This is a genomic window from Tepidimonas sp., assembly GCF_036825565.1.
Classification (GTDB): Bacteria; Pseudomonadota; Gammaproteobacteria; order Burkholderiales; family Burkholderiaceae_C; genus Tepidimonas.
Genome location: NZ_DAISXZ010000010.1, coordinates 1 through 13,062, shown reverse-complemented (window position 1 = coordinate 13,062; position 13,062 = coordinate 1). Strand labels below are relative to the sequence as shown.

The window sequence follows — 13,062 nt, the reverse complement described above, 5'->3', positions numbered from 1 at the left end:
GGGCTTGGGCGGCGGCTTCCAGTTCTGCCGCCTCTCGACTGAGCCTCTGTTCGATGCGGACGGCCAGATCCGCCGCGACGTGACCTTTGCTCAACTGGCCGAGTTCGTCTGGTTCGCCGAAACCGGCACGGGCTTTACGGGCACCGCCGATACGCCGCTCTTGGGCGTGCACGAGGGCCGCGCGATCTACCTGCTCTACAACGGCATCCTCAAGGACCGCTCTGTCGCTGGCGGCAACGTGCTCACCGGCCCGGTGTTCGATGTGCTGCCGAAATTCGCCGGCCCCAAAGTAATCTACGCCGCTGCCAACCGCATGGGGAGCCGCGCAGCACGCGAGGGCATCACCTTCAAGCAAACGCCTTATGCGCTGGAGGTGTGAGCATGGGGCCGCAGCGCAAGGTCATCATCATCGCCGGGCCCAATGGCGCAGGGAAGACGACGTTTGCGCGCGAGTTTCTGCCCAACGAGGCAAGCTGCCCGGTATTTGTCAATGCTGATTTGATCGCCGCAGGGCTCGCCCCCTTTGCGCCGCAGACGGCCGCCGTACAGGCCGGGCGGCTGATGCTGGAGGAGCTGGAGCGGCATTTCCGGGCAGGGCGCAGCTTTGCATTCGAGACGACCCTGTCGGGCCGGGCGTATCTGCGTCACGTCCGGCGGTGGCGGCAGGCAGGCTATTGGGTGGAGCTGATCTTTCTTCAGCTCAACGACGTTGACGAAGCGGTGGCGCGGGTTCAGCAGCGCGTGCGGCAGGGCGGCCATGACATTCCAGAGCCGGTGATCCGGCGCCGTTTCGAGGCCGGGCTGGCCAATTTTCGTCAACACTACGCGCCGGCGGTCGATGCCTGGGCCTTGTATGACAACTCGGGCGAGTTGCCGGTATTGCTGGACTGGAGCGAACGATGAACGGCAAGACGATCGATCAGGCCAAGAGCGCGGATTTGCGGGGTTCGTTGCCGGCCCTGCTGCGGGCGGCGCGGCGGGCGCGCGAGCTGGCGGCGCAGACGGGGACCGAGCTTATCGTCATGCGTAATGGCGTTCTGCAACGCATCCGGCCGCAGCCGAACGAGGGCGCGACGACCGCCACCACGCCCGAGGGCAGGCCATGACGACCTTCGCGCCGAAGACCTACCAGCAGCAGGTGCTCGACAGTGTGGCAGCCTATTTTCAGGCCTGTCACGCGTTGCCCTCGCCCTCCGTGGCCTTCACCGCCACGACCGAGCGCCTGTGGGGATTCGGCAACCCGTATCACCCGCTGGCGGGCTTTCCACCCGACATGCCGTACTTTTGCCTGCGCGTGCCCACGGGCGGCGGCAAGACTTGGCTGGCGGCCAAGAGCGTGGCGTTGGTCAACACGCATCTCTTGCGCACGGAGCACAGCGTGATCCTGTGGCTGGTGCCCAGCAAGCCCATCCGCGAGCAAACGCTGAAGGCGCTCAAAGACCGCCAGCATCCGTATCACGCGGCGCTGCGCGAAGCTGGCCCGGTGACGGTGCTGGATTTGGAAGAGGCCAAGAGCGTGACCCGCGCCACGCTCGACACCTCGACCACGATCATCGTCGCCACCCGGCAGGCGTTCCAAGTGGAGGACGAGGAATCACGCAAGGTGTATCAGAGCAGCGGCGCGTTGATGCACCATTTCGACCACCTCTCGCCGGCACAGCGCGAGGCGCTCCTGACCGAGGGTGAAGGAGCCGAGCGCACGATACCGTATTCGCTTGCCAACGTGCTGAGGTTGCGCCGGCCCTTCGTCGTCGTTGATGAGGCGCACAACAGCCGCACCGAGCTCGCCTTCGACATGCTGGCGCGGCTGCGCCCCAGCGGCATCATGGAGCTGACCGCCACGCCGGATCTCACGCGCACGCCGAGCAACGTGCTGCACAGCGTCTCGGCCGCCGAGTTGAAGGCGGAGGAGATGATCAAGCTGCCGGTGGTGCTGGAAACCGAGCCCAACTGGCAGCAGTGCCTGGCCGATGCGATAGCCCGGCGTGAGGCCCTGCACAAGCTCGCAGACGAAGAACGCCGAGCCGGCGCCCCTTATCTGCGCCCCTTGGTGCTGATCCAGGCCGAGCCGCGCCGCGCGGGGGTAGAGACCCTGGACGTGGAGCGCGTGAAGAACGAGCTGATCGCCAACCACGGCATCCCGGCGAGCGAAATCGTGGCGGCCACCGGCGAGGAGAAGGGGCTGGAGAAACTCGACGCCGACTACAAGCTGGGCATTGCCGACGCGGCCTGTCCGGTGAAGTTCGTCATCACCCAGAAGGCGCTGGCCGAGGGTTGGGACTGCCCGTTTGCCTACATTCTGGTGAGCATGGCCGAGCTCAAGTCAGCCACGGCGGTGGAGCAATTGCTCGGGCGCGTGTTGCGCCAACCCAGCGCCCGCCAGCGGCAGGCCAAGGCGCTGAACCAGTCTTACGCCTTCGTGGTGTCGAAGAGCTTTGCCGAGACGGCCAGCGCCCTGCGCGACCGGCTGGTGGAAGGCGCGGGCTTCGATCGGCGGGAGGTGCGCGAGTTCGTCACCGCCGCGCGGCCGCAGCAGGCGCGGCTGGACCTGGATGGCCATGCGGGCCGCGTGGTGGTGCACCCGGTTGCGGTCACGCTGCCGGAAAAGCCGGATTTCAAGCAAGTGCCCAAGCCGGTGCGCGACAAGGTGAGCTGGGACGTCAAGGGCCAGACGTTGACGATCACCGCGCCGCTGACGGCAGACGAGGCCGAGGCGCTGAAGGCGGCGGTCACGTCCGCAGCGGCGGCTGCAGCAATTGAACAAGCTGCCGAAGTCAGCCGTACCACGGCGATCGAGTTCTTCCAGACGCCGGCCGAGCGGGGCGAGCGCTTTTGCGTACCGCAGCTGGCCTTGCGCGTGCAAGGTGAGCTGCAGCTTTTCGACGACCCGGAGGTGCTGGACTATCCCTGGGACCTCTCGCCCTACGATGCCGCGCCAACGCCCGACGATCTGCAGGCCCTAGGCGCGGCCTTGAAAGTCTCGGAGGGGGGTGAGATCGACATCGATGAGGGCGGACGCGTCGTCTCGCGTTTTCTGCCCGAGCTGCAGCGCGATCTGGGGCTGGCCTATCGGCCCGAACACTGGGACGAGGTGCGCCTGGCTGCTTGGCTGTGCCGCAACCTGCCGGAGCCGACGCTTACCCATGCAAGCAAGCAGGCGTTCGTAGCCAAGTGGCTCACCGAGCTGCTGCGCCGGGAGGGCTTCACGTTGGCGCGCGCGAACTTACAGAAGTTTTTGATCCGCAATCTGCTGGAAGCACGCATCCGCGGACTGCGCCGGCAGGCGGTGGGGCGGGCCTACCAGCAGACGCTGTTCGGCGAGGGCGCGGCAGAACGAGTGGCGGTGACCGATCAATACGCCTTCGAGTTCCATGCGCAGGTCTATGCTCCCAGCCGGGATTACGACGGGCGAACGTCACCCTATGGCCACTTCGACTTCCGCAAGCATTTTTACGGCCGCATCGGCGACTTCGACAGCAAGGAGGAGTTCGAGTGCGCCTGCCAGCTGGACATGTGGGCGCAGCAGGGCCGCATTCAGTTCTGGGTGCGCAACCTCGTTCGGCGCGAAGGCTGTTCGTTTTTCTTGCAAAAAGCCGACGGGCGCTTCTACCCGGACTTTCTGTGCCAGCTGCCGGGCGATGCCGGCCAGCCCGGCCCGGTTCTGGCGGTGGAGTACAAGGGCGCGGACCGCTGGGCCAGCGCCGAGGATGACCGGATGATCGGCGGCCTCTGGGCCAGCCTTTCTGGTGGGCGCTGCCGCTTCGTGATGGTCAAGGATCGGCGGTGGGACTGGATCGAGGCCGAACTGATCTGATCGGTGAGACCTTTCCAGGGGCAGTTTGCCGACAGTGCTAGCATCACTTTTTGACCCGGCGTTCGACAAGGCGCATTCGGCCCCCTTTGCTACGTCTGTGCTCGCTGTGCGGAGGGGCGCGGGGGGCGTCGGTTTCTCCCCATGCCCAGACCCTTTTCCGAATCTTTGTTCCTTGCTCTCCAACACGCCCTGCCCAAGCGCGCGCTGACCGAGCTGGCCGGGGCGCTGGCGCGCCGGCCGCTCGGGCCGGTGACGCAGGCGGCGATCCGCCGCTTCATCGCGCGCTACCGCGTGGACATGGCTGAAGCGGCGCAGCCCGACCCGGCCGCGTACGCGACGTTCAACGACTTTTTCACGCGCGCGCTGCGCCCGGATGCGCGGCCGCTGGCGGTGGCCGACCTGGTCTGCCCGGTGGATGGGTCGATCAGCCAGTGCGGCGCGATCGAGCGCGACCGCATCCTACAGGCCAAGGGGCACGGCTACACGGTGGCGGCGCTGCTGGGCGGCGACGCGGCGCTGGCGGCGGCGTTTGCCGACGGGACGTTCGCCACGCTGTACCTGAGTCCGCGCGACTACCACCGCATCCACATGCCGTGCGCGGGGCGGCTGCAGCGCATGGTGCACGTGCCGGGGTCGCTGTATTCGGTCAACCCGGTGACGGCGCGCGGGGTGCCGGGGCTGTTCGCGCGCAACGAGCGCGTGGTGTGCCTGTTCGAGGGGCAACGCCCCGACGGGCGGCGCTTTCCGTTCGTGCTGGTGCTGGTGGGGGCGACGATCGTCGGCAGTATGGCCACCGTTTGGCACGGCGTCGTCAATCCGCCGCGTCCGGGTATCGCACAGCGCTGGGATTACGACGACCGCGAGATCGCCCTGGCGCAGGGGGCGGAGATGGGGCGTTTTCTGCTCGGCTCGACCGTGGTGGCGCTGTTCCCGCCGGGTGTCGCTGCCTTGGCGGCGGACTGGGCGCCAGGCCGCCCGGTGCGCATGGGCGAGGCGATGGGGACGTGGCGGCCCTGACGGCGCCGCCGGGCCGGCGTTGCCGTCCCTCCCCCGTCATTGGAATGCCACTTCGGCAAAGCTGCGCAGCTTGCGGCTGTGCAGCTGGTCCACGCCCGCCGCGCGCAGCCGCTCGATGGCGCGCAGGCCGATGCGCAGGTGCTGATCGACGCGCTCGCGGTAGAAGCGGTCGGCCATGCCGGGCAGCTTGATGGCGCCGTGCAGCGGCTTGTCGCTGACGCACAGCAGCGTGCCGTACGGCACCCGGAAGCGAAAACCGTTGGCCGCGATGGTGGCCGATTCCATGTCCAGCGCCACGGCCCGTGATTGCGAGAAGCGCCGCTGCGGCAGGTTGTCCGGCAGCAGCTCCCAGTTGCGGTTGTCGGTGCTCGCCACCGTGCCGGTGCGCAGCACGCGCTTGAGTGCGGCGCCCTGCAGCCCGGTGACGTCGGCCACCGCGGCTTCGAGCGCCTGCTGGATTTCGGCGAGTGCCGGGATGGGCACCCACAGTGGCAGCTCTTCGTCCAGCACATGGTCCTCGCGCACGTAGGCGTGGGCCAGCACATAGTCCCCCAACTGCTGGCTGGTGCGCAGCCCGGCGCAGTGGCCCAGCATCAGCCAGGCGTGCGGGCGCAGCACGGCGATGTGGTCGGTGGCGGTCTTGGCGTTGCTCGGCCCCACGCCGATGTTGACCAGCGTGATGCCACTGCGGTCGGCGCGCACCAGGTGGTAGGCCGGCATTTGGGGCAAGCGCGGGGGCGGGCCGCCTTCGGGGCCTGCGAGTGCCGCGCGTTCCGCCGCCGGCAGGCCCGCCCGCCAGGTGACGACGTTGCCCGGCTCCACGAATGCGACGCAATCGCTGTCCGGGCGCTGCATCTCCGCCAGCCCCAGGCGCACGAACTCATCGACATAAAAGCCGTAGTTGGTGAACAGCACGAAGTTCTGAAACCACGCCGGCGAGGTGCCGCTGTAGTGGCGCAGTCGCTGCAGCGAATAGTCGATGCGCGCGCCGGTGAACAGCGCCAGCGGTTGGGGGGCGCCCGGCGGCGGGGTGTGCGTGCCGTTGGCGATGCCGTCGTCCATCGCGGTCAGGTCGGGCAGATCGAACACCTCGCCCAGGCGGGCGCGGTGCAGGGCGTCCAGCTCGCCCTCGAAGTGGGCGTCCTCCCCCAGCGCGAAGTGCACAGGGATGGGTTCGCTGCCCAGGCCGATTTCCAACGGCGTGCCGTGGTTGTCCAGCAACAGGCGAAACTGCTCGCGCCAGTAATCCGCAAACAGGTCGGGGCGGGTCAGCGTGGTTTCGTAACGGCCCGGGCCGGCCACGAAGCCATAGCTCAGCCGCCCGCCGGTCCCGGGGCGTATCGGCGCCATGGCCCGCTGTGTGCGTACGCGCACGAAGGGGTAGGTGGCCCGCACCCGGGTCAATGCGGTATCCGGCGCCAGGGGGGTGCGTACATAATCGGCCAAGGCCTCCCGCAGAAAGCCCACCGCGGCGTCGTAGAGCCGGCGCACCTGCGCCACGGCGGCGTCGGGGTCGGTGAAGGCTTGCGGGGCGACGAAGGCAGGGGTTTCGGGGTTTCGGTCCATGGTGCGATTGTCGCGGGCCGGAAGCGGTTGCACAGGAGAGCACGCGCGCAAATGGTCGATTCCGTGGCGGTGACCGAGGTGTCCGGTGCGGCCCGCGCCCTGGCGGCGGCGCTGGGGTGCGGCTTGCTGGTCGGGCTGGAACGCGAGCGCCGCAAGGGGCGGGGCGCGACGCGGGTGTTTGCGGGCATCCGCACCTTCGCGCTGGTGTGCGTGCTGGGTGCTGCGGCCGCGCTGACGGGCAGCGTCGGGCTGGTGCCGGTCGGGGCGCTGCTGGTGGCGGGTTTGGCCGTGGTGTCGCACTGGCGCGACCGCTCCCCCGATCCGGGCGCGACCACCGAAATCGCCCTGTTTCTGACCTACCTGATCGGGGTGCTGTGCGCCTGGAGCCTGCCCCTGGCGGCGGCCGTGGCGGTGGGGCTGACGGGCGTGCTGGCCGCGCGCGAGCGTCTGCACCGCTTTGCCCGGCAGTGGCTGCGGCCGTACGAGGTGCGCGACGGGATCATTCTGGCGGCGATCGTCCTGATCGCGCTGCCGTTGATGCCCGATCGCACCGTGGCCGGCGAGGGGCTCAACCCCTACCAACTCACCCGGTTGCTGGCGCTCCTGCTGGCCATCCAGTCGCTGGCGCATCTGAGCCAGCGGCTGCTCGCTGCGCGGGAGGCGATCGCCTTGTCGTCGCTGGCCGCTGGATTTGTCTCCAGTACCGCCACCATCGCCAGCTCCGGGCTGGCCGTGCGCGAGGGTCGCGCCGGTGCGCGGTTGATGGCCGGTGCGGGCTTGCTGTCGTGCGTGGCGACGCTGTTGCAGATGGCGGTGATCGCCGCGGCGCTGTTCGACCTGCATGCGGCGCTGGCGGCCATCTTCGTGCAAGGCACGCCGCCGGCCTCCGGTGCGCCCGACCGGCTGGTCTGGACGCTGGCGCTGGCCTTGCTGGTCCATGCTGCCAGCAAAAGCGCGGTGGCCTGGGCGTCCGGGGGGCGCGACTACGCGCGTTGGCTGGTGCCCATGCTGTGGCTGCACACGCTGCCGGCCGTGGCGCTCATCCTCTGGACACCGGTTCGCGCAGGGTGACCAACTCCTCGGCGATCGTCGGGTGGATGCCCAGCGTGGCGTCGAACTGGGCTTTGGTGGCCCCGCAGCGCAGCGCCACGGCAAAGCCCTGCACGATTTCGCCCGCGTCCGGCCCGACCAGGTGCAGGCCCACCACCCGGTCGGAGGCGTCGTCCACCACGAGCTTGACCAGGGTGCGCTCCTCGCTGCCGCTGAGCGTGTGGCGCAGGGCGCGGAACTCGCTGCGGTAAATGCGCAAGCGCCCATACCGCTCGCGGGCCTGCGCCTCGGTCAATCCCACCGTGCCCACGTTGGGCGCGGTGAACACGGCGGTCGGGATCAGATCGTAGTGTGCGCTGCGCGGGGCGGCCCCCGGGGCCGGCCCGTACAGGTGATCGACCAGCGCCATGGCCTCGGCCAGCGCCACCGGGGTGAGCTGCACCCGCGCGGTCACGTCCCCCAGCGCGTATACGCTGGGGACGTTGGTGCGGTAGTGCTCGTCCACCACGATGGCCCCCTGCGCCCCCTGGGCGACGCCCAGCGCCTCCAACCCCAGTCCCCGGACATTGGGCACCCGCCCGGTCGCGTACAGAATGGCATCGGCCACCAGCCGGTTGCCATCTTCCAGCACCGCGTGCAGGCCGTCCGCTTCGCGGTGCACGGCCACCACGCCGGTTTGCAGGCGCAGATCCACCCCTTTTTTGCGCATCTCGCCGGCCAGAAAATGCCGGACCTCGTCGTCGAAGCCACGCAGGATCTGCTCGCCGCGGTACAACTGCGTCACCTGCGCCCCCAGGCCGTTGAAGATGGAGGCGAACTCGCACGCGATGTAGCCGCCGCCGACCACCACCAGCCGCTGGGGGAAGGGGTCGAGGTCGAACACCTCGTTGGACGTGATGACATGCTCGCGCCCGTGAAAATGCGGCACATGCGGGGTGCCGCCGGTCGCGATCAGGATGCGCTCGGCGCGCCACGTCTGGTGCCCCGGGGTGCCGTCGGCGTTCAGCGTGGCCAGCTCGATGGTGTGGGCGTCGCGCAGCCGGGCCCAGCCGCTCAGCACGGTGACCCCGCTGCTGCGCAGAAGCCGGTCGTACACCCCGTTCAGGCGGGCGATTTCGGCGGCGCGCCGGCGCTTGAGCTCGGCCCAGTCCAGCGCCGCAGCGCCGATTTGCCAGCCGTAGCCGCGCGCCTCCTCGAAGGCTTCGGCGTAGTGGGCCGCGTAGCTGTAGAGTTTTTTGGGGATGCAGCCCACGTTGACGCAGGTGCCGCCCAGTCCGTCCAGGCCCTGGGCCTCGGCCAGCGCGACGCGCACGCCGCGCTGCGCCGCCATGCGCGCGGCACGCACGCCGCCGCTGCCGCCACCGATGACGAAAAGATCGAAGTCGAAACCACCCATGTGCGCCATCCGTCTGTCGTTGCGTTGCCATCCTGGTCGTCAGGGCCCCGGCGGAGTTGGTGCCCCGACGGGGTCCGCCCTATGATGCCAGCAAAGACACCTGCCCAGGAGCTTGCCAGATGCCAGCACCGCCTCGACTCGTGTGTGGCGTGAGGTGGCGCCTGTGCGCGCTGGCCGCCGCTGCGCTGCCGGCGGCGGTGGCCGCGCAAGCGGCCCCCGATGCGGCCCCGCCCGAGCCGCCCCCACGCACCGTGCAGGGCTATGTGATCGGTGCGGCGCTGGTGGACGGACGCGACCCGGTCGGGCAGTCCGCGCGAACCTCGACCCTGCAGCCGGTGTGGGGGCTGTGGGTGGGGCGTTTTCGCCTGTCCAGCGGGGGAGCGGCCACGCTGTGGGGGGTTGGACGCGAGGCGCTGGTCGACGCCGGGCTGAGCACCACCCTCGTCAGGCGGTCGAATGCGTCGCTGAGTGCGGCCCTGCGCTGGGACGAGGGGCGCGAGGCGGACGAGGACGATCCCCTGTTGCGAGGGGCGCCACCCGTGCGCGGCACCCTGCGCGGCTGGCTGTCGCTGGGCTACGCGCCGGCGCCACGCTGGAGTCTGTCCCTGGGGGGCAGCCAGGATCTGTTGGGCCGGGCCGGTGGTGCGCAGGTGTCGGCAGGGCTTAGCTATCGGTATCCCGTGTCGGCGCGCACACACTGGGACCTCGGCGGCAGCATCCGCGCCGGCAATACTACCTACCTGCGCACCGTCTATGGCCTGTCGCCGGCGGCCGCCGCCCGCGTCGGCCGGCGACCCTACGAGCCGAGTGCCAGCGCCGAGGCGGTGCAGCTCGACTGGCGGCTGGTGTCCGCGCTGGACCGCGACTGGGTGGTGCACGGGGGCGTCGGCGTGTCGCGGCTGGTGGGGGCGGCGGGACGTAGCCCGCTCGTCGGTGCCCGTCAGGTCTGGAGCGCCCAAATCGGCCTGGCCTACCGCCACTGACGTGGTCACCCGCGCCCCAGCACCCGGGCCAGATAGCGCCCGGTGTGGCTGTCGGGATGGCCGGCGACGGCCTCGGGCGTGCCGCAGGCCACCACCGTGCCGCCGCCCGCACCGCCCTCGGGCCCCATGTCGATGACCCAGTCGGCCGTCTTGATGACGTCCAGGTTGTGCTCGATGACGACGATGGTGTTGCCCGCGTCGCGCAACTGATGCAGCACGCGCAGCAGCAGTTCGATGTCCCCGAAGTGCAGCCCCGTGGTCGGCTCGTCCAGGATGTAGAGCGTGCGCCCGGTGTCGCGCTTGGACAGCTCCTGCGCGAGCTTGACGCGCTGCGCCTCGCCGCCAGAGAGGGTGGTGGCGCTCTGGCCCAGCCGCAGGTAGCCCAGCCCCACGTCCAGCAGTGTCTGCAGTTTGCGCTGCAGGGCCGGCACGGCGCCAAAAAAGGCGTGGGCCTGCTCCACGGTCAGGTCCAGGATCTCGGCGATGTTGCGCCCCTTGTAGCGCACCTCCAGCGTCTCGCGGTTGTAGCGTGCGCCGCCGCAGACGTCGCACGGCACATACACATCGGGCAGAAAGTGCATCTCCACCTTGACCACGCCGTCGCCCTGGCAGGCCTCGCAGCGCCCGCCCGCGACGTTGAAGCTGAAGCGCCCCGGGCCGTAGCCACGCTCGCGTGCGGCGGGCGTTTCGGCCATCAACTCGCGGATGGCGGTGAACAGGCCGGTGTAGGTGGCCGGGTTGGAACGGGGCGTGCGGCCGATGGGGCTTTGGTCCACGGCGATCACCTTGTCGAAGTGCTCCAGCCCCTCGATGGCGTCGAACGGCTCCGGCTCGTCGTGGCTGCGGTAGAGGTGGCGCGCCACCGCCCGCAGCAGCGTGTCGTTGACCAGGGTGGATTTGCCCGAGCCGCTGACGCCTGTGACGCAGGTGAACAGCCCGACCGGAAACGCCACCGTCACATCGCGCAGGTTGTGCCCGCGCGCGCCGATCAAGCGCAGGGCTGCCGTGGACGGCGCCGCCGGATCGCGCTGCCGGGGGGCGGTGCGGTCCACGCGGCCGGGCCAGCCGCTGGCGCGCTGGGACGCCGGTGCGGCGCCATCTGCGGCGCTGGGTTGCGATGGCTGCCACGGTGTGCGCCGCGCGGGCACCGGAATGCGCCGCCGCCCCGACAGATACTGCCCCGTCAGCGAGGCCGGCTCCGCCGCCACCGCCTCCCAGTGGCCCTGGGCCAACACCTGCCCGCCATGCACACCGGCGCCCGGCCCCAGGTCGATCAGGTGGTCGGCTGCCCGCATCATGTCCTCGTCGTGCTCCACCACGATGACCGTGTTGCCCAGATCGCGCAGCCGCTGCAGGGTGCCGATCAGGCGGTCGTTGTCGCGCTGGTGCAGGCCGATGCTGGGTTCGTCCAACACGTACATCACGCCGCTCAGGCCCGATCCGATCTGGCTGGCCAGGCGGATGCGCTGCGCCTCGCCACCGGAGAGGGTGTCCGCGCTGCGCGCCAGTGTCAGGTAGGGCAGCCCCACGTCGTTCAAAAAACGCAGCCGGGACCGGATCTCGCGCACCACCTTGTCGGCGATCTCGGCACGCGCACCCTGCCACTGCAAACCCTCGAAGTACGCCAGCGCCTCGGCCAGCGTCATCTGGCCGATGGCGTGGATGTGGCGGCGCTGCGCCCCCTCGCCCAGATAGACCTGCAGCGCCTCGCGCCGCAGCCGGGTGCCACCGCAGCCCGGGCAGGCGTGGGTGCTGCGGTAGCGGCCCAGCTCCTCGCGCACGGTGGGCGAGTCGGTGTCGCGCCAGCGCCGCTCGAAATTGGGCAGGATGCCCTCGAAGGGGTGGCGCTTGGTCACCCGCCGTCCGCCGTCGGCGCCGTACTGGAAGGCGATGGCCTCGTTGCCGCTGCCGTGCAGCAGCACGTGGCGCACGGTCTCGGGCAGGTCCTGCCACGGGGTGTCGGGGTCGAATCCATAGTGCGCCGCCAGGCTCTCGATCAGCGCGAAGTAGTGGGGGTTGCGCCGGTCCCAGCCCTTAATGGCGCCGCCGGCCAGGCTCAGCTCCGGAAATGCCACCACGCGCGCCGGGTCAAACAGTTCCACATGCCCCAGCCCGTCGCAGCGCGGACAGGCCCCTTGCGGCGCGTTGAAGGAAAACAGCCGCGGCTCGGGCGTGGCCTGGGTGTGGTCGCACACCGGGCAGGCGTAGCGTGCCGAGAAAGCGTGCAGCACCTGCGTGTCCAGGTCCAGCGCCCGCGCCTTGCCATCGCCCACGCGCAGCGCCGCTTCCAGACTCTCGGCCAGCCGCTGGCGCGCGTCGGCCCGCACCTTCAGGCGGTCGATGACCACCTCCAGCGTCGCGCCCGGGCGCAGCAGGGCCGCGGCCTCGTCACCCTCGGCCACCGTGCCATCGACGCGGAAGCGCACATAACCCTGGGCCTGCCAGCCCCGCAACGCGGCGGCCGGATCGTCCGCCTGCCCGGCAGGCAGCGGCGCCAGCAGCATCAGCCGCGTCTCGGCCGGCAGGGCCAGCAAGGCATCCACCATCTGGCTCACCGTCTGCGCGCGCAGCGGCAGGTCGTGTTGCGGGCAGTGGGGCACGCCCGCGCGGGCGAACAGCAGGCGCAGATAGTCGTGGATCTCGGTCACGGTGCCCACGGTGGAGCGCGGGTTGTGGCTGGTGGCCTTTTGTTCGATCGCGATCGCGGGGCTCAGGCCCTCGATCAGGTCCACGTCGGGCTTGTCCATGCGTTCCAGAAACTGCCGCGCATAGGCCGACAGGCTCTCGACGTAACGGCGCTGGCCCTCGGCGTACAAGGTGTCGAAGGCCAGGCTGGATTTGCCGGAGCCGGACAGCCCGGTGATCACGACCAGCGCGTGCTTGGGGATGTCCAAGTCCAGGTTGCGCAGGTTGTGCGTGCGTGCGCCGCGGATGCGGATCGCGCGGTCGGCCGGAGGCGGGGACGGCGGGGCAGACATGGGTGAGACGGACCGGGGTACCAAGCGTGAGGGCAACCGCGCATCATAGAACGCGGGCCCGTCCGGTGCCTTTGATACACTCACCGCCATGTTCGCTGTCCGCAGCACCTTCGACGCCCGCCTGGCTGCCGCCCTCAAGACCGGCCGCCGGGAGGCCTGGCCCTGGCGCAAGCCAACGACGCGCGCCTGATCCCCTTCGCGCGCACGCGCCGCTGCCGCCACGCAGCCGATTTGCCGTGCCGCCCCCCCGTGCCGGCT

General features: G+C 70.1%; 9 protein-coding genes and 1 pseudogene. 7 read left to right on the top strand and 3 right to left on the bottom strand.

All coding sequences use genetic code 11. The features are described from left to right. The 5 genes and pseudogenes from V7026_RS02875 to asd form a co-directional block, all read left to right on the top strand. A pseudogene (locus V7026_RS02875) lies at positions 1–379 on the top strand (site-specific DNA-methyltransferase); the annotation flags it as partial. Positions 380–381: 2 nt separating this feature from the next. Continuing rightward, positions 382–903 (top strand): AAA family ATPase, encoded by a 522-nt coding sequence (locus V7026_RS02870; RefSeq protein ID WP_334153757.1) that lies wholly within the window; start codon positions 382–384, stop codon positions 901–903. Then, positions 900–1,106, top strand: a complete 207-nt coding sequence (locus V7026_RS02865; RefSeq protein ID WP_334153755.1) for a hypothetical protein — start codon at positions 900–902, stop codon at positions 1,104–1,106. The genes V7026_RS02870 and V7026_RS02865 overlap by 4 nt, the downstream gene beginning before the upstream one ends. Continuing rightward, positions 1,103–3,814, top strand: a complete 2,712-nt coding sequence (locus V7026_RS02860; protein WP_334153753.1) for a DEAD/DEAH box helicase — start codon at positions 1,103–1,105, stop codon at positions 3,812–3,814. Before V7026_RS02865 ends, V7026_RS02860 begins: the two co-directional genes overlap by 4 nt. 141 nt (positions 3,815–3,955) lie before the next feature. Continuing rightward, positions 3,956–4,831 carry an archaetidylserine decarboxylase gene (gene asd / locus V7026_RS02855; protein ID WP_143969793.1) on the top strand — a complete coding sequence of 292 codons (876 nt, stop codon included), beginning with the start codon at positions 3,956–3,958 and terminating at the stop codon, positions 4,829–4,831. A 36-nt stretch (positions 4,832–4,867) separates the two neighbouring features. Here the strand turns inward: asd and V7026_RS02850 are convergent, their stop codons facing one another. Then, positions 4,868–6,397, bottom strand: coding sequence for an AMP nucleosidase (locus V7026_RS02850; RefSeq protein ID WP_334153749.1), 1,530 nt, complete (start codon positions 6,395–6,397; stop codon positions 4,868–4,870). 51 nt (positions 6,398–6,448) lie between these two features. Between V7026_RS02850 and V7026_RS02845 the strand changes: the two genes are divergently transcribed. Beyond that, entirely contained in the window at positions 6,449–7,468 is a 1,020-nt protein-coding gene (locus V7026_RS02845) for an MgtC/SapB family protein (protein ID WP_334153747.1), read from the top strand. Here the strand turns inward: V7026_RS02845 and gorA are convergent. Beyond that, positions 7,437–8,843 carry a glutathione-disulfide reductase gene (gorA, locus tag V7026_RS02840; RefSeq protein ID WP_334153745.1) on the bottom strand — a complete coding sequence of 469 codons (1,407 nt, stop codon included), beginning with the start codon at positions 8,841–8,843 and terminating at the stop codon, positions 7,437–7,439. The two genes, V7026_RS02845 and gorA, sit on opposite strands and share 32 nt — an antisense overlap. Positions 8,844–8,992: 149 nt before the next feature. Here gorA and V7026_RS02835 point away from each other — a divergent pair, with 149 nt between their 5' ends. Further along, positions 8,993–9,826, top strand: a complete 834-nt coding sequence (locus V7026_RS02835) for a MipA/OmpV family protein (protein WP_334153743.1) — start codon at positions 8,993–8,995, stop codon at positions 9,824–9,826. A gap of 5 nt (positions 9,827–9,831) precedes the next feature. Here the strand turns inward: V7026_RS02835 and uvrA are convergent, their stop codons facing one another. Next, the gene (gene uvrA, locus V7026_RS02830; protein ID WP_334153741.1) at positions 9,832–12,804 is read right to left on the bottom strand and encodes an excinuclease ABC subunit UvrA; all 2,973 of its coding nucleotides are present in this window, start codon (positions 12,802–12,804) and stop codon (positions 9,832–9,834) included. Positions 12,805–13,062: the final 258 nt, after the last annotated feature.

What these genes read in the sequence shown, in the direction of transcription:
- V7026_RS02850 (WP_334153749.1), bottom strand. Translation starts at nt 6,397, where the DNA reads ATGGACCGAAACCCCGAAACCCCTGCCTTCGTCGCCCCGCAAGCCTTC.
- V7026_RS02860 (WP_334153753.1), top strand. Translation starts at nt 1,103, where the DNA reads ATGACGACCTTCGCGCCGAAGACCTACCAGCAGCAGGTGCTCGACAGT.
- asd (WP_143969793.1), top strand. Translation starts at nt 3,956, where the DNA reads ATGCCCAGACCCTTTTCCGAATCTTTGTTCCTTGCTCTCCAACACGCC.
- uvrA (WP_334153741.1), bottom strand. Translation starts at nt 12,804, where the DNA reads ATGTCTGCCCCGCCGTCCCCGCCTCCGGCCGACCGCGCGATCCGCATC.
- V7026_RS02870 (WP_334153757.1), top strand. Translation starts at nt 382, where the DNA reads ATGGGGCCGCAGCGCAAGGTCATCATCATCGCCGGGCCCAATGGCGCA.
- gorA (WP_334153745.1), bottom strand. Translation starts at nt 8,843, where the DNA reads ATGGGTGGTTTCGACTTCGATCTTTTCGTCATCGGTGGCGGCAGCGGC.
- V7026_RS02865 (WP_334153755.1), top strand. Translation starts at nt 900, where the DNA reads ATGAACGGCAAGACGATCGATCAGGCCAAGAGCGCGGATTTGCGGGGT.
- V7026_RS02845 (WP_334153747.1), top strand. Translation starts at nt 6,449, where the DNA reads ATGGTCGATTCCGTGGCGGTGACCGAGGTGTCCGGTGCGGCCCGCGCC.